The sequence below is a fragment of the Gordonia crocea genome (genome assembly GCF_009932435.1).
GTDB lineage: Bacteria > Actinomycetota > Actinomycetes > Mycobacteriales > Mycobacteriaceae > Gordonia > Gordonia crocea.
This window is the reverse complement of the sequence record NZ_BJOU01000001.1, coordinates 714,916-730,399: the sequence shown is the minus strand read 5'-3', so window position 1 is coordinate 730,399 and position 15,484 is coordinate 714,916. Positions and strand designations below refer to the sequence as shown.

At 64.5% G+C, this 15,484-nt stretch carries 16 protein-coding genes; all 16 read right to left on the bottom strand.

All coding sequences use genetic code 11. The features are described 5' to 3' along the window. Positions 1 to 3: 3 nt before the first annotated feature. The gene (locus nbrcactino_RS03450; protein WP_161926089.1) at positions 4 to 624 is read right to left on the bottom strand and encodes a TetR/AcrR family transcriptional regulator; all 621 of its coding nucleotides are present in this window, start codon (positions 622 to 624) and stop codon (positions 4 to 6) included. Continuing rightward, positions 617 to 1,339 (bottom strand): TetR/AcrR family transcriptional regulator, encoded by a 723-nt coding sequence (locus nbrcactino_RS03445; protein ID WP_161926088.1) that lies wholly within the window; start codon positions 1,337 to 1,339, stop codon positions 617 to 619. The genes nbrcactino_RS03450 and nbrcactino_RS03445 overlap by 8 nt, the downstream gene beginning before the upstream one ends. After that, positions 1,302 to 1,607 carry a DoxX-related protein gene (locus nbrcactino_RS03440; protein ID WP_161926087.1) on the bottom strand — a complete coding sequence of 102 codons (306 nt, stop codon included), beginning with the start codon at positions 1,605 to 1,607 and terminating at the stop codon, positions 1,302 to 1,304. Before nbrcactino_RS03440 ends, nbrcactino_RS03445 begins: the two co-directional genes overlap by 38 nt. Next, on the bottom strand, positions 1,604 to 3,184 hold the full coding sequence (locus tag nbrcactino_RS03435; protein ID WP_161926086.1) for a flavin-containing monooxygenase: 1,581 nt from the start codon (positions 3,182 to 3,184) through the stop codon (positions 1,604 to 1,606). Before nbrcactino_RS03435 ends, nbrcactino_RS03440 begins: the two co-directional genes overlap by 4 nt. Next, positions 3,175 to 4,047 carry an SDR family NAD(P)-dependent oxidoreductase gene (locus nbrcactino_RS03430; protein ID WP_161926085.1) on the bottom strand — a complete coding sequence of 291 codons (873 nt, stop codon included), beginning with the start codon at positions 4,045 to 4,047 and terminating at the stop codon, positions 3,175 to 3,177. Before nbrcactino_RS03430 ends, nbrcactino_RS03435 begins: the two co-directional genes overlap by 10 nt. Before the next feature lie 9 nt (positions 4,048 to 4,056). Then, a complete protein-coding gene (locus nbrcactino_RS03425) occupies positions 4,057 to 5,637 on the bottom strand; it encodes a flavin-containing monooxygenase (RefSeq protein WP_161927570.1) in 1,581 nt (526 codons plus the stop codon). Between the two features lie 105 nt (positions 5,638 to 5,742). After that, a complete protein-coding gene (locus nbrcactino_RS03420; protein ID WP_161926084.1) occupies positions 5,743 to 6,492 on the bottom strand; it encodes a hypothetical protein in 750 nt (249 codons plus the stop codon). 25 nt (positions 6,493 to 6,517) lie between these two features. Then, a complete protein-coding gene (locus nbrcactino_RS03415) occupies positions 6,518 to 7,417 on the bottom strand; it encodes an MlaD family protein (protein WP_228460659.1) in 900 nt (299 codons plus the stop codon). 50 nt (positions 7,418 to 7,467) lie between these two features. Next, the gene (locus nbrcactino_RS03410; RefSeq protein WP_228460658.1) at positions 7,468 to 8,427 is read right to left on the bottom strand and encodes an MlaD family protein; all 960 of its coding nucleotides are present in this window, start codon (positions 8,425 to 8,427) and stop codon (positions 7,468 to 7,470) included. 29 nt (positions 8,428 to 8,456) lie between these two features. After that, positions 8,457 to 9,536 (bottom strand): MlaD family protein, encoded by a 1,080-nt coding sequence (locus nbrcactino_RS03405; protein ID WP_228460810.1) that lies wholly within the window; start codon positions 9,534 to 9,536, stop codon positions 8,457 to 8,459. A gap of 35 nt (positions 9,537 to 9,571) precedes the next feature. Then, the gene (locus nbrcactino_RS03400) at positions 9,572 to 10,516 is read right to left on the bottom strand and encodes an MlaD family protein (RefSeq protein ID WP_228460809.1); all 945 of its coding nucleotides are present in this window, start codon (positions 10,514 to 10,516) and stop codon (positions 9,572 to 9,574) included. 92 nt (positions 10,517 to 10,608) lie between these two features. Further along, a complete protein-coding gene (locus nbrcactino_RS03395) occupies positions 10,609 to 11,613 on the bottom strand; it encodes an MCE family protein (RefSeq protein ID WP_161926079.1) in 1,005 nt (334 codons plus the stop codon). Beyond that, a complete protein-coding gene (locus nbrcactino_RS03390) occupies positions 11,610 to 12,611 on the bottom strand; it encodes an MlaD family protein (RefSeq protein WP_228460657.1) in 1,002 nt (333 codons plus the stop codon). The genes nbrcactino_RS03395 and nbrcactino_RS03390 overlap by 4 nt, the downstream gene beginning before the upstream one ends. Positions 12,612 to 12,669: 58 nt before the next feature. Then, positions 12,670 to 13,527, bottom strand: a complete 858-nt coding sequence (locus nbrcactino_RS03385) for an ABC transporter permease (protein WP_161926077.1) — start codon at positions 13,525 to 13,527, stop codon at positions 12,670 to 12,672. A gap of 10 nt (positions 13,528 to 13,537) precedes the next feature. Further along, positions 13,538 to 14,365, bottom strand: coding sequence for an MlaE family ABC transporter permease (locus nbrcactino_RS03380; protein WP_371864472.1), 828 nt, complete (start codon positions 14,363 to 14,365; stop codon positions 13,538 to 13,540). Further along, positions 14,362 to 15,384: an alpha/beta hydrolase fold domain-containing protein gene (locus tag nbrcactino_RS03375; protein ID WP_161926076.1), complete on the bottom strand. Its 1,023-nt coding sequence runs from the start codon at positions 15,382 to 15,384 to the stop codon at positions 14,362 to 14,364. The genes nbrcactino_RS03380 and nbrcactino_RS03375 overlap by 4 nt, the downstream gene beginning before the upstream one ends. Between the last annotated feature and the right edge of the window lie 100 nt (positions 15,385 to 15,484).

Below are 15,484 nucleotides of genomic sequence, written 5' to 3'. Positions count from 1 at the left end.
CCCTCAGGCAGCGTCGTCGGGAACCGGGACGGGAACGCCATGCAGGAGCGCGTCGGCAAGAACTCGTGCGACCGAATCGATGTCGCCCAGGTCTCTGCCATCGGCGACTACCGGCGCAAGCAGACCGAGAATGGCCGAAATCCATGCCTGGCCGGCGAACTCCAGACTGACCGACTCGTCGATCACGCCATCGGCAACAGCCGATGCCAGAATCGTCTGAGCGCGTCGCCCGGCATCGCGGAACAGTTCGATCTGTCCCTGCAGGGCATCGTCGTCGATTCCTGCGACGTCGAGCAGAATGAAGGCCAAATCGTCTGTCTCGCGCAGAGCGCGGCGCAGAATCTCCGACGAGACGCGGGTAATCTCGGCATGAAGAGAATCATCGGTCACCGGGCGCGCGATGTCGCGCGCCGACGCGGACAGGATCTCCAAATAGTCGGCCATCTCCCTCTGGATGAGCACGTCGAGCATCTGTCGGCGGTTCTCGAAATAGTTGTAGAAGGTGCCGTGGCTCACCTCGGCGCGTGCGGTGATTTCCTTGACCCCGATGGCCGCGTAGCCGCGGCTCGCCCACTCGGCGAGGGCCGCGTCCAGCAATTCATTGCGCCGGGATGCCCTAGCCATCGTCGCGTCCCGCCCCGAGAAGCCCGTGCCGGGCAATCTGTGATGCGGCGCCGACGTACTCCGCCCGTTTTCCCATCTGGTCTTCCGAAGGGGTCAAGGCCAACACCAGACCGGGGAGGCCCAGCGACGGAAGGATGCGTGCGATGAGCTCAGCCCGCTGGTTGTCGAGATTCATCCAGCCGTTCTCGGTCGCCGTGGTCAAGACCCGCACGATCAGCGAATCGACCGTGTTGTAGATACCGGTGATGCGGTAGCGCAGTTCGCGGTCGACGGCCCCGCCCTGCACCGTCAGAATGCGCAACAACCCGGGCTCGGCGTCGATGAGATCGAACAACCGTCGACCGATATCGTCGACCACGACCTGCAGCGCGCTGGGATCGTCGGCCTCCGCCGCCGCCAGAACCATTTCTGGATCGATGGCCTCCATGAGGCGGTCCACACACCAGTCGACCACCAGGTCGAGGAGTTCGCGCTTGCCGTCGACATATCGGTAGAGGGTCCCTTGTCCCACGCCCGCCCGGCGGGCGATCTCGCTGACGGGGGCGTCGTCGTACGGATACTCGACGAATACCTCATAGGCCGCCCGCGTCAGCTCTTCGCGGCGCCGCTCCGCGAGTCCGACCGAGACCGGTCGGCCCCTGCGCGGAGCCGGTGCGGCAGTCGGAGAGTGCGAGGCGCTACCGCTCTCGTCTGTTGCCGAAGCGCCGCCATCCATAAGCGACGATCCTATCGCCTAGGTACACCCCGTATGCCGCCAGACCCGCGAGGCCGGCCACCCGGGTTTGCTTGGTGGTCAGCGCGAGCCCGATCGCCGCCTCCGATGCGCCGTTGATCTTGACGTATGTGGAGGTCTTCTTGCCGAACAGCGGCTTGGAAATCGCCCGGAACGGTCGCGGTACCGCGAAATGCAGCAACCCCGACACGATCAACACCCAGCCGATCACCGTGATGACGGCATCACCGACGGCACGCACGCGGGTCATTTGACTACCTCCAATTGGGCGGCGGGTTCATTCTCGACCCGCGGGCCGTACTGGAAGTCAAAGTCTTCCATGGGAATTCGCTTGCTGGCCTTCGTCGATTGATAGGCCGTCGTCGGACGGAGGAAACCGAAATCCCCGTGTTTGTCGATGTAGTACGAGTTCGCATTGATACACGCTTTACCGTGCATCAACGTATCCGACCCCCGCGCGGAGATAAATTCGAAGAACCGCTCGTTCGCCGCATCGGTCACCGTCACCGACGATGCCCCGCGACGCTCGGTTTCGGAAATGAGCCGCGTGGCGATCCGCATGGCGTTCTCCACCATGACGTGCCAACTGCTACCACTCCAGGAGAACGGGCCGAACACAAAGAAGTGGTTGGGCAATCCCGGCATACACACCCCCTCGTAGGCCTTCGCGCGGTTCTTGTCGTAAAACTCGGCAAGGTCAAAGCCGTCGCGCCCACGCACCGGCCTTCTGCGGTAAGGCTCGGGGCTCTGACTCATCTCGAAACCCGTGGCCAACACAAGCACGTCAACGGGCCGCTCGACGCCGACAGCGGTGGCGACCCCGGCCGGGGTGATCCGCTCGATCGGGTCGGTGACCAGATCGACGTTAGCCCTCGTGTAGGCCTTGTAGTAGCGGTTGGAGACACTCGGACGCTTACACCCGAACCCATAGGAGGGGGTCAGCTTCCGCCGCAGTTCCTTATCCCGGACTTGGGTGAAGAGAAATGCGCGGCAGGCCCAGTTGGGCACCAGCGTCAGCGGTGCGACTTGCTTGCCATAGACCGTGATCCCGACCAGCCCGACCTCGACGGCCGCCGCCACCACTCCCCGGATCAAGCTCTGCAGGACCGGTAGGTAACGAAACGCCGTCCGCACCGTTTTGGGGATGGCGAAGTCGGGCTTCGCGAAGACCCAGATGGCACGGCGCTGGTACACGTCGAGGTGGGCGGCGCGTTCCGCCAGTTCGGGAACCAACTGGACCGATGTCGCACCGGTCCCGATCACTGCGACGCGCTTGCCCGTCAGATCGTAATCGTGGTCCCAGGCCTGCGTCTGGATCACCTTCCCCGCAAAGTCGCCGAGTCCCGCGATGTCGGGGACCCGCGGCTCCACGAAGGCGCCGACCGCCGAGATCACGTACTTCGCCGTCAGGGTCCGGCCGTCGGCCAGACCGACCTTCCACTGTTGCGCCGACTCGTCCCACTCGCGCGAGACCATGTCGTGGTTGAGTCGCAAATGTCGGTCCAGATCGTATTCTTCGACGAGATCTTCGATGTAGGCACGCACTTCGGCCCCCTTGGGGAAGGTGCGCGACCAGTCTGGATTCTTCGCGAACGAGAACTGGTACACGATTCCCGGCACATCGACCGCGACGTCGGGATAGGTATTCGCATACCAAGTCCCCCCAACCCCGGATGACCGTTCAAGGACGACGAAATCGTCGAATCCCTGCCGCTTGAGAGCAATGGCCATGCCCAGGCCACCGAAACCGGCGCCGACGATGATGGCCAGATGATCACATCCGGGGGCGGTTTGCGCCTGGACCCGCTTCGACTTCTTCAGTGCCATTTCCCTGCCCCACTTTCGATGGTCTGGATCTCGATCCGAGCGTCATAGTCGGCACGCGCCGCTTTGTCATAGGGTTCGAGGGTCCGATCCGCTCCGACGAGCCGACGTCCCAGCAGCCAGGCCCATTCGGGTACGACGTGATAGAGCCGGAGCAGCGGGACGGTACCCGTCGGGACGCCGACCACGGCGGGGCGCCGCCGCAGGGTGCCTACCGCCCGCCGCGCGACCATCGTCGGCGAGACGATCCCCAGACGCTCCCAGCGTTTGAAGGGAATCCCGTCGACGAGTTCGGTTCGCACTGCCGATGGCATCACCACCGACACGGTGACTCCGGTCCCCTGCAACTCTTCGCGGGCACTGCGGCCAAAGCCGGTTGCCGCGTGCTTACTGGCGACGTACACCGCCAACCCCGGCGAATGAATGGCACCGGCCGCCGAGGTGACGTTGATGAAGTGCCCACGCCCTCGGCCGACCATCCGGGGCGCGAGGATCGTGAACGAATGGTGGTGGGCCCAAAAGTTGACGTCCATGGTCGCTGCAGCGACACCGGGCCCGTCATCGAGGATGGGACCCACGGGCATGATGCCGGCGTTGTTGACGACGATGTCGATCGGCCCGGTCGAGCTCTCGATCTCGTCGACCACAGCTTCATAGCGGTCGCGGCTGCGCACGTCGAGTCCGATGCCCACCGCTCCGCGGCCGAGCCGCTGGGCAGCCTCCTTGGCGTCGACTTCATCGAGATCGGCGATCACGACACGCGCCCCCGCGCGGGAGAGTCGGTCAGCGATGGCATAGCCGATCCCGCGGGCCCCGCCGGTAACCAAAGCGACGGAACCATTGACCGGAAACTTGGCGAATCTCATGGCCGTGGCCTACTTTCCTGCCGCGGCAGCACGGCGACGTTGACGGGGCTTCTGGGGGCGGTCGGTTTCGGTCTCCGACACGCGGCGGAAGGTGTACGCACTCAGGTCGACGTCGCGACTCTGCTTGCGCGCAGTGAACAGGCTCGTCGGCCTGATGTAGGGCATATCGCCGGCGGAGTTCACGTAGTAGGTCCGCAGGCCCGCGTTCACGGTGTTGAAGTAGTAGTCGATGTTCTCGTCGTTGCGCCGGATCATCGCGTGGTACTCGTCGTGGGCTTGTTGCGACACCTCGACCACGTCCTCCCCCCGGCCCACTGCCGCGGCGATCACGTTCACCGCGTGTGACGAGGAGATCTCCACGAGTTCATGCCACCCGGTCCCGATCCACGAATAGGGACCCACCAACATCCAGCGGTTGGGCAGCTTGGGCACCGAGACTGACTGGTACGCCTGCAGGCGTTGCTCGTTGTAGAAGATCCCCAGGTCGAACCCATCGCGCCCGACGACCGTGCCCTCGACGTAGCTTTCCGGGTCGGAGAACAGGTGGTATCCGGTCGCCAGAACGATCGCGTCGAACCGATGATGCACACCATCAGTCGTCCAAATGCCCTCGGCGTCGATACGTTCAATCGGCGTATCGACGAGTGAGACGTTGCGCCGGTTGAAAGCCTGGAGAAAGCGGTTGGACAGGGTCGGACGCTTGCCCAGCGGCCCATAGTCGGGCATCAGGCGGCGCCGGGTGTCCGCGTCGCGCACGATGACGCGGAGGTACGAGCGGTAGAGCGCGCGGCTGATCGAGTCGAAAAGCGGCGCGGCCAGGCGAAACAGCGGTCGTGGCGTCTGGTACACCAAACGCAGTGCTCCTTCGACCACGAGATTGGCGATCCCACCGAGTCCGGCGCCGACCGGCGAGCTGGCCATTGCCTTCCCGACCGGCCTCGGAAGTGCGAAGTCGGGCTTCGGCAGAGCCCACACCGCCGTCCGCTGAAAGACCTCCAGCGCCTGGACATCCGGCGCTATCGACGGGGTGATCTGGACTGAGCTGGCCCCGGTGCCGATAACCGCCACACGCTTGTCCCGCAGGTCGTAGTCGTGATCCCAATCGTTGGGCCGCAGGACCTTGCCAGCGAAATCACGGTAGCCCTCAATCCCCGGGTCCTCCTTGGCCAGGATGTAGGCGCCGACGGCGGAGATGACGAATCGGGCGGTAATCTGCGATCCATCGGCGACGTGCAGCCGCCAGTAGCCGGCATCAGAATCCCACTCCTCCTTCACCACCCGCGTACCCCAGCGGGCGTGTTCGTACAACCCATAGCGGCGCGCGACCGTGCAGTGGTACTCCCAAACCTGCTTCCCCATCGGGAACATCCGACGCCACTCGGGGTTCCGCGCGAATGAATACTGATAGGTGAAGCCCGGGACGTCGACCCCAAGACCCGGATAGTGGTTATCGCGCCAGCTGCCACCGAAGTCGTGCGCTTGGTCCACGATCACGAAGTCGTTGATCCCCTTCTCTTGCAGCAGGACCGACGCACAGATTCCTCCGGGACCGGCTCCGATGATCGCGACGAGATGATCTGGTTCGGTCATGCGTCGCCTCCCTCCATCAGTAAGACTGACATGTCGTTTCGGTTTACGGGGCGCAGATTCACCCTTGTTCATAAGATTAGCGGACTGATGTGTCAGTTTCAAGACTTAGCGGGCGCCGGGAACGGTCGTGCCGTTGCCCCCGGAAACCTTGGGGTCCGGGGCGAAGTCGGCGATCTTCCACCCACCGTCGGCCTTGACGACGACGACCCGTAACACCACTGCACTCGTCTGCCGCTGCGGCTGCTGCGACGTCGTTGCGCTCTGAGTCGCTACGACGACGAAGTTCCACGGCTGCCCGTCCGCTGGCGGCGCGTCTGCGTCACCGATGAAATGCGTGTAGGCGACCGTCCCCTCCGAGACCATCCGCAACTGCTGCAGAAGCTCCTGCGTGAGGAGCCCGGCACCGCCCTGCTCGGTGCTGAAGTTCTTGGCGAATGCGTCGGTGGTTCCACGTCGCAATCCGTCGACGTACTTCGCCGCCTGCCGATAGTCGATGGTCAATGACCGCTTCGCGTAGTCCTCGGCGGTCCGCCTCGCGGCATCCACCTTCTCTCGGTTCTGCGCCGAGGCTTGCTTGACCTCGGCAAGGTCGCCGGCCGCGCTCGACCTCCCCACTGCGAGCACACCGACAGTTATCGCGAGCGCGGCGCAGACCACACAAAGAACCGCCACGGCACGGACGAGAACTCCGTTCCGCCGCCTGCTCGCCGCCAAGTCCAGGCGCAGCTTCTGCGCTTTCGCCTTACTCTTCGCCTTGGGCGGTTTGCGCTCCGGCTTCACCGCTGCGTCGACGTTTGTCGGTTCGGCGCTGGCGGAGTCCTCACCAACCGGCATCTCGTCAGCCGTCATAGTCATTCCTCACCTCGTGTTCCTCGTTCGGTCAGTTCACCCGCAACTGCACACGCATCGGGCCGCCCGCTGGGAAAGCGCGACCCCAGAGATCGGTGAAAGCGTTGGCATTCACCCGAATCCCCCGCAACTGATCGGTCAGTGGGACGAGCGCCGCAGCCAAGGGCCCCAGTGCTGGGACGAAGATGTTGATCTGCCGGAGCAGGCGATCCATGAACGGACCGACCTTGCCATTCCACGCGTCGGTGCGCTTCGACATCAGCGCGTAACCGTTGAGCGAAGTCATCACTTTGGGCATGGCGAGCGTGAGGTCACGCATCGAATCTCCTACCGGCGCGATCGCGCTGGCGGCATCCATCGCCGATAGCCGCCGATCGAGCTCCTGTGCAACACGGAACAAGCTCCGCAGCGGACCGATTTTGTCCCGGGCCGTGGCACCCATGAGTCCGACGATGTCGGCCAACCCCCGCACCGTCGCCTCGTCAGGAACGCCACCCACCAACAGCTCGGCAAACCGGTTCATCGCCCCGGGGTCGAGCATCTCGCCCAGCCGGTCGATCTTGGACATCAATTGGCCGACTGTCGCCGTCTCGCGAATGCGGCTGCGCGGCACCAGATCGCCGGCGCGCAGATACGGCGCGGCCGATGACTGCGGCCGGAAGTCGAGGAACTGCTCGCCAGCCGCCGACAGGTTGCTCACGATCACCTGCGACTCCACGGGAACGCGGTACTTGGAGTCGATCTCGACGCGCGCGCGCACCCCGTCCCGATGAACCTCGATCCCACGGATCCGCCCAATGACCATCCCGTACATCGTCGTGGGCGAATCATCCATCAACCCCGCGGTCTGTCCCATCTCGACGGTGACGTCGTATGTCCGTTGACGCGGGTCGATTCCCAACGCACCCAGCGCGAGGTAGACCGCCGACACGACCGAGACGAGAAACAACACCCCGCAGGCCACGAGGCCCCGACGGCTACTCACACCACTCCAATCGCCTGGAGGAGGTCGACGACCTTCGTCGCCCGCCCTTTGGTGTCATCGATGCGCGTGATATCCACTTGGCCACGGCCAAGGAGGAACGGCTGAATCTTGGCGACCAGAAGGTCCCGCAACGCAGTCAGGTTCTCCGGCACCGATGTATCGGCCCGCGCAATCTCCATCAACCAGGGATTCGCCTGCGAAAGCATCCGTTTCAGATCGGGATAAGTCCGTCCGGCGAGCAAATCACCGCCCGGCTTGGTGAGAACCCGCAGATCGGCGATGAGCTCGATGATGGACAAGAGCATCTGCTGGATCGCGGCAAACCGCTCCGGCCCGATCGTGAGCGTGCGCTCCACCGTGGCTCGATTCCGCGCGAGCGAGCCGACCATGGCCGACCCGTTCTGCACCAGCCGGTCCATCCGATCGACGGAGTCGCCGAGCTGCGACAACTGGTGGGCCGCGCTGCCAGAGAGTCGGCGCAGTTCATCGGGACCGGGCAGCGCCGCGTTAGCTTTGCGGCCAAGCTCCTGCGCCCGCGCAAGAAGCCCTCCGTTGATGAATTGGCTCAAGCTCAGCAGCGTCGTTTCCACGTTGGCCGGCGGTTCGGTCTGGGTGATCGGGATGGTGGCGCCGTCACGCAGCATCGGCCCGTCGGCCCCCGACGGCGGGACTAAGGCGATGTACAAGTCGCCGAGCAATGTCATCTGGCGAAGCTCAGCCCTCGTCGAGTCCGGCAGCAACCGCTTCCGGTCGAGGGTGATAGTCACCACCGCACGGTCCCGCCGGAGGGCCACCCCTGCCAACCGTCCGACCGGCACGCCGTCGACGAGGACCTTCGCACCGGACGGGATGTTCAACACGCTCGAGAACTCAATGTTCAACCGATAGGTGTCGTCCCGATTCGCTCCGGGGACCACCCCTAAATCACACCCGGCAACCAGGGCGGCGACCACCACGGCGAGGACTGCCCGCCGCCAACCCGCGCTCATCGACGTCCTCCAAGGATCATCTGGATCAATCCGAACCGTGCCGCATTCTCCGCGGCACAGCGCCCTGCTCGGCCCAACGTCGCACACAACGCGGCCACATCCGCCGGCGCCATCGCAACCCGGGGCGGCGTCCAGCTGATCCGGAATGCCCCGGTTGCCGGGTCGAAGAGATAGTCGGTCAGCCGGGTCAAGCCCGGAATCTTGGCAAAGAACTGCGCGATCATCGCCGCAAACGGGGCCAGTACCTGGACGATCGGCATGAGCACTTCGATGATCGCCACGAGGCGGTGCCCGATTCGATGCACGATGTTGGCCACCGTCGGCACGAACCTGACCGCCGAGTCCAACGTTCCGCTGAACTCCTCTGCCCACCCGGTGAACGCCAATACCGAATCGTTCACCGTGCGCACCACGTTGGACAGGTCTGGCCATCGGGTCATCGCCTGACTCGCGAGGATGTCGGTGTTGTCGATGAGGCGTCGGATAATGGCATCAGTCTCGCTGGGGGTACCCGCGACGGTCACCGCGTCACGCATCAACGCCCGCAGCTCGCCCTCACGGCCGGCGAGGTTCTTGTCGACCACGCCCACCAACCGACCGATGTCATCGGTGCGCTGTTTGCTGATCGCTGCGCCGTCCTTGCCAAGTAGATCGCTGAGAAAATCGTCCACCGCCGCGAACGCCTGGGTCACCCCGCGCGGTGTCCGAGTACGGCTCTGCGGGATGCACGCGTCGGCTGCGAGTACGGGTCCACCGCCGTACGGCTTGGAAAACTCGACCCGCCTGTCAGCCACGATCGACGCGTCCATCACCACCGCGCCAACGTCGGCCGGCAACTCAATGGCGTCGTCGACGGCCAGATCGGCGCGTACGCCACCGGCACGCTGATCGATGGCGACGACGCGGCCGACGGTCAAACCCATCAGACTGACCGCGTTCCCCTTGTAGAGGCCGACCGCGTCGGGAAGGTCCACGCAAACGTGACGGGTCGCACCGCCACCCATCACGCGATAGCTGAGGCCGACTCCCGCCACGACCAACGCCGTCACGACGACGAGGACTGCACCCACCCGCATGCGCGCGACAGCGCTACTGGTCTGCGACTCCATGGTCAACACCGCCGATCCGGTGACGGCACACAGATACGGATTCCGGTGACGACCCGGTGCGACTGGTCGATCGCGATGCCGTCGTCGCCCACCATGCGCTTCACGACGGCCAACGCCTGATCGACCTGCGCGACGGCCCGGCCCATACCGTTCACTTTGGCTTCGAGTCGCTCCAACATCTGCAGAACCGAATCGACCGAGGGTTCGACGGCCTGCGCGTAGGCGAGAATAGGTCGCTCGAGGAAGAGGAACAGCCTGGTCAACAAATTGAACACGCGCCGAACCTGTTGATGGCGCACCCCGAGCTCAACCCCGATCTTGCCGAGATTCTTGACCAGGGTGAACAGGACCTGCCGGTCGTCGGCCGTGGCTCGCACGTATTCGTCGGATACCCGCAGCGCTTGCCCCAATTGGTCGGACCGCGAGGACAGCCGCGACGCCAACTGCGAGGTAGAACCGAGGATGTCGCCGATCGCCGTCGGCGCACCCGACATCCCCTCCTCGATGGTTTCAATCAGTGATCGCATCTTCGCGCCGTCGAGCTCGGCCGCCTTCGGCGTCGCCATCTCGATCAGGGAGACGAGGTCATAGGTGCCCGCCACCCGGTCCGAAGCGATGACGTGCCGCCCCAACGGTTCCGCCCCCCTGGGCTGCAATTGAATGTATCGACCACCGACCGGCGTCAGGAGCTTGATCTCCATACCGGTATCGCGACCGAGCCGCACGCCGTCTTTCACCGCGAAGCGCATCCGCACCCGATTCCCGTTGAGCGACAACGAATCGACTTTGCCGACGAGGATCCCTGCGACACGCACCTGGTCACCCGGCCGGACGCCGGAGGCATTGGTCAAATCGGCCTCGTAGCGGGCGTATCCGATGGGCCGCAGGTACAGCACTCCCAATGCGGCTGCCACCACCACCACGATGCCGATCGCAATCCCGCCCATGACGAGTTGGTTGGCTCGAATCATCGACTGCCCTCGGTTTCGACCCTGTCCGAGGAGCTCCGCGACGTGAGCCGCCAACCATCTGAACTGCTTCACCGACACACCACCACTTCACGTCCCCCGACGAGGGCTTTGGTGACGACCGGAAGATCCAGCCGCCCATTGACACATGAGTACGTCGCGCTGACGAATGCACGCGATCCCTCATTGATCGCCGACAACACGCCTGGAATCGCCGACAACACATCGACGATCTGGGGTGTAAACGGAATGACCCGGTTGAGTAAGGAATCGAGGGGCCCATAGTTCTCGTCGTAGCTGCCCTGCATCATCTCGAGCAGGTCGACGAATGGCATGAGCACCCGATCGCCGTAGTCAAGTGACTGCTGAACAGTGCGAATCCGGTCGTTGAACCGAAGGATTGTCGCGTTGAGCCCGTCGACGAGCTTGGCCACCTGCCCCGACCGGCCGCCGATTTGGGCGGCCAGATCGTTGAGGTTGTCTACCATCGTGATCAGTACGACATCGCGCCTGGCGACGAGTCCGCTGATCCGCTGCATTGCGGCCAACGCCGGCGCGACTCCGCGGGGATCACCCTGCAAGACCGCGACCATCGACTCAGACAGCCTATTGATCTCCGCCGGGTCGATCGCCCCGATCAATGGGGCCATCCCGTTGAAGAGCCCAGTCACGTCGAACGAGGGAACCGTCCGACTACTCGGGATGACCGAACCGGGCGATTGCGGACCGTGGGACCCGTCGCGGCGAAGGATCTCGAGATACCGCTGACCGACCAGGTTCTGATAGCGAACGGCCACTTCTGCATTGTCGTCAAGGCGGTGGTCACTGACCACGGTGAAGGTGACCCGCGCGCTCACGCCATCGAGATCGATCTGCCTCACCTTCCCCACCGCAACGCCGGCGACGCGGACCGCATCGCCCTCATAAAGCCCCGAAACGTCGGAAAAGACTGCCGAATAGCTGATCTTGTCCCCCGGGACCGGCGAGATCAGCGTCCGGGCGATCACCGCCATGGCCGCGGCGATCACCGCGATGAAGACCGCTGTGTAAACGAGCGAACGCCGAGCGCTTCTCATCTCCCCCTCCTCGACACTTCTTTCCGCAGCAACGGTGTGCTCAACTGCGGCGCCTTGGTCAGCAAGACTGTGACCAGGAGCCGGACCGATCCGTCGTCACGGGTGACGAAGGCGTCGCCGGTGTTGCGGATCAACTCCGTCAGCCTGGAATAGGCATGCGGAATGGTGCCGACCGATACGACGATGGGCAGCCCGAAGTCCAGACCGACTTCGATCCAGTTCAGCAAGTGCGGGAGATTCGCCCCGCCGAGCATGTGACCGAGCGGCAGCACCAACCGTTTGGACAGTCCCAGGGCAGCAGCCGAGGTGCGCTCCAGGCCGTCAGGCTCGTCGAGGAAGCTCGACGAGGCGAGCGAACGGTCGATCATGGTCAAGGTCGGCGCGACCGCCGGACGGATGGCATCGCTTAGCCGGCTGAGGTTCCGCAGGACCTCCCGGACCGGAGTCTTCTGGTCCTCGGCGAGGCCGGACAACAATGGCAGGACGTCTCGCGTGAATTCGAGATAGGGATCTGCGGAATCGATAAGGGTTCCCAAGGCCCGTAACACCGCCGGGTCACCCAACGGGGCAGAGAGCTTGCCAATCCGGCTGAGGACACTCGTCATCGTCCCCAACGCGGTGCTCGTCGTCGTCATGGTCAGGACCGCGTCGTTGCCCAGTGACGTCCCGACCTCATCCGTCGGTACCAATTCGATTCCCGTTGAGGCGAAGAGGTTAGAGGCGGAGTAGACGGGTTCCAGCGCGGTCGTCAGGGCTTGAGCATGGTCCGGCCTGATGGTGAGGACGATCCGTTGACCACCGTTCCCGTCGACCCGCAGATCGGCCACCTTGCCGATCACATAACCTCGGAACTTGACGTCGGCACCGGCAACCAAACCGTCGCCGACGCGCGGGGAAACAATGGTGAGGTTGAAGCGGTCGCTGAACGCCCCGCTGTTCCATTTCGCCAGCACTCCACCGGCGACGGTCACAGCCACAACCACCGCCAACCCCATCATGCGCAATGTTCTGGGCTTCGGCTCACGCCCCGCAGGGTCGTTCCACAACGGCATATCGCTACCCCGAGATCCTCACGCCGGAGTCGAAACCCCAGATAAGCAGGGTCAGCACCATGTCCAAGCACACGACGATGACAAGGCTGGCGCGAATCGCCCGCCCGGCGGCGACTCCGACCCCCTCCGGCCCTCCAGAGGCGTAAAAGCCCTGATAGCTGTGGATGAGGACGATGGCCACGACAAAGACCACGACCTTGATAGTCGAATAGACGAGGTCGCCGGACGAGACGAACACGGTGAAGTAGTGCTCATATGTGCCCATCGGTTGTCCGTGGACGACGCTGACCACGATCCGGCACGACAGGTACGCGACCGAGAGTGTGAGCAAGTGCAACGGGATGATCGTGACCACCGAGGCCACGATTCGGGATGAGACGACGAACGGCATCGGGGCAACCGCGGTCGCCTCCAACGCGTCAATCTCCTCCGAGATGCGCATCGCGCCGACCTCGGCGGTGATTCGACAACCGACCTGTGCGGCGAATCCGACGGCGACAATCATCGGGCCCAATTCGCGCGTGGTCGCGTAGCCGGAGACGAAGCCGGTCAACGGCCCCATATTCACCATGTCGAGAAGGGCGAACCCCTGAATCCCGACCGTTCCCCCGACGGCCGCGCCCAGTACGACGAGGACGCCGAGCATGCCGCCGCCGACGATGATCGACCCGTTGCCGAACGTGATCGATCCGATGTGACCCAGGATCTGCGCCTGGTAGCGGGCGAGTGCAACCGGGACCGCACGGAGTGCGGCAGCGACGAAGTACAACTGGTGGCCGATCATGGCGAGTGCCGTGGACGGGCCCGCCACGATCGGCGCGGCAGCCTGCAGGCCGCGCGTCCGGTAGTTTGACGGTGTCATCTCACCGGCCTCACAAAATCCGTTGGGGGAAGAACATAGTGGTCAACTGCGTGATCGCGAGGTTCAACGCGAATGCGGCCACGACGCCGATCACTACCGCGGCATTGACAGAGTTCGCCACGGCGATGGCGCCATGCTTGGTTTCCATGCCGCGTTGACACGCGACCACCGCGACGACCAAGGCGAACAGGATCGACTTGGCGACCGCTATCCCGATGTCGGCGAAGCTGGTGAAGGCCGCGAAAGACGACACGTAGGAACCGGGCGCAACATCCTGGACGACGACGGCGATGCCGAAGCCGGTGGACAAACCCATGATGATCGTCAGGAAGCAGATCAGCGGCGCGACCACGACCATGGCGGCGATCCGCGGCACCACGAGACGACGGATCGGATCGATGCCCATCGCGCGGAGTGCATCTACTTCTTCGCGCAGGACCCTCGCCCCCAGATCGGAAGCAACCGCCGCGCCCGCCGCCCCGCCGAGGAGTAGAGCAGAGACCATCGGGGCGCCTTGTTGAATGATTCCGAGTCCACCGGCCGCGCCAGAGACCGAGGTGGCGCCGACTTGTTGGGTGAGACTGCCCACCTGAGCGGAGACGATCACCCCGAAGGGGACCGAGACCAGGACGGTCGGCACCGCGGTCACGGTGATGATGAACCACGTCTGGGAGAGGAAATCACGGTAGGGGAACCGGCCCCGGAGCACGTCGATGGCACCGAAGACGGCGACCGCCACCGCCAGTTGGATCGAGCGGCCGAACGTCGCCATCGAGTCGAACACGACACGGCGCACATAGCCGTCGGCTCGCTCGAGCATCACCCCCATGGTCGTCATGCGGCCTTATCACCGGCCTTACTGATCGTCACGACGATGTGCCCGGCCATGGACGCCAGTGCCCGGCGGGCCTCCGGAATCACGTCCGCGCCCGCCTGAAAGACGTGGATCTGATTGGCGAATACCTCGACCGTCGCGGTCCCACCGCCAGCCGCGCAGGCGGCCAACAGGCGGTCGGTATCGGGTCGCAACAGCTCACCGCTCCCAACCTGCACATGAATCGGGGGCAACGTCCCCAGTTCCTCCGGCCCAGCCGTCGCGATTGACCGCAACGCCTCACAGGCCTGGTCGTCTGCCTCCGTCCGCTGCACCAAACCCCACAGGGCGTCGAGCGCGGCACGGGGGAAGAGCGGATCGGGAGCGGTGCCGTCGGCCTGGATCGCGACCAGCTTGCTGGTCGGCTCCAGGTCGATGATCGGCGAGAAGAGTCCCACACCCGCAACCTGGCCGAGACCGCGGCGGCGCGCCTCCACGGCAACCGTCACTGCCAGGAACCCGCCGGCCGAATCACCGACGACCGCGATCGATTCGATGGGGATGCCGCTGTCAATCAGGTAGTGCAATCCGTCCATCGCATCCTCGACCGCCGCGCTCACCGGGTTCGCGGGGAGCTTGCGATAGTCCACGGCAAGTGACGGGATCCCGGTGAGACGGACGAGTCTCGAGACCAACCGTCGATGGCTACGAATGCCGCCGACGACGAAGGCCCCGCCGTGAAGGTAGAGGATCGCGCCCGCTTCGACCGGCGCAGTGGAACCCGCGGGGGCCATGGCCTCGGCCCGGCAGTGGCGCAGGTCCACCCTGTGGCGCACGGTTCCGCGCACGGCGGGAAGGAGTACTGCGAGTTGATCGAGAAGCCGGTAGGGCCACGGAAGCCTCGGTAGGCGCGCCCACAGTCCAATCACCGGTTTGACGAAGGCTCGACTGCCCATCGCGGCCAGCCGCCCGAAAGCGCTGGTGTGCGCCTCGTAGGCGACGGCTCGAGGTGGCGCCACCGGCGCGCGGCCTGACACGGTCATCGGTTCTCCTTTGGTTACCCGGATCACACTATATAGCAAGACTGACACCTCAGTCTGTTAAATGCAAACTAACGCCGACAAGGAACGGCGCGACGGTCGC

Coding starts and splice junctions, on each gene's coding strand:
- nbrcactino_RS03450 (WP_161926089.1), bottom strand. CDS start 624: ATGGCTAGGGCATCCCGGCGCAATGAATTGCTGGACGCGGCCCTCGCC.
- nbrcactino_RS03445 (WP_161926088.1), bottom strand. CDS start 1,339: ATGGATGGCGGCGCTTCGGCAACAGACGAGAGCGGTAGCGCCTCGCAC.
- nbrcactino_RS03440 (WP_161926087.1), bottom strand. CDS start 1,607: ATGACCCGCGTGCGTGCCGTCGGTGATGCCGTCATCACGGTGATCGGC.
- nbrcactino_RS03435 (WP_161926086.1), bottom strand. CDS start 3,184: ATGGCACTGAAGAAGTCGAAGCGGGTCCAGGCGCAAACCGCCCCCGGA.
- nbrcactino_RS03430 (WP_161926085.1), bottom strand. CDS start 4,047: ATGAGATTCGCCAAGTTTCCGGTCAATGGTTCCGTCGCTTTGGTTACC.
- nbrcactino_RS03425 (WP_161927570.1), bottom strand. CDS start 5,637: ATGACCGAACCAGATCATCTCGTCGCGATCATCGGAGCCGGTCCCGGA.
- nbrcactino_RS03420 (WP_161926084.1), bottom strand. CDS start 6,492: ATGACTATGACGGCTGACGAGATGCCGGTTGGTGAGGACTCCGCCAGC.
- nbrcactino_RS03405 (WP_228460810.1), bottom strand. CDS start 9,536: ATGCGGGTGGGTGCAGTCCTCGTCGTCGTGACGGCGTTGGTCGTGGCG.
- nbrcactino_RS03400 (WP_228460809.1), bottom strand. CDS start 10,516: ATGGGCGGGATTGCGATCGGCATCGTGGTGGTGGTGGCAGCCGCATTG.
- nbrcactino_RS03395 (WP_161926079.1), bottom strand. CDS start 11,613: ATGAGAAGCGCTCGGCGTTCGCTCGTTTACACAGCGGTCTTCATCGCG.
- nbrcactino_RS03390 (WP_228460657.1), bottom strand. CDS start 12,611: ATGATGGGGTTGGCGGTGGTTGTGGCTGTGACCGTCGCCGGTGGAGTG.
- nbrcactino_RS03385 (WP_161926077.1), bottom strand. CDS start 13,527: ATGACACCGTCAAACTACCGGACGCGCGGCCTGCAGGCTGCCGCGCCG.
- nbrcactino_RS03380 (WP_371864472.1), bottom strand. CDS start 14,365: ATGACGACCATGGGGGTGATGCTCGAGCGAGCCGACGGCTATGTGCGC.
- nbrcactino_RS03375 (WP_161926076.1), bottom strand. CDS start 15,384: ATGACCGTGTCAGGCCGCGCGCCGGTGGCGCCACCTCGAGCCGTCGCC.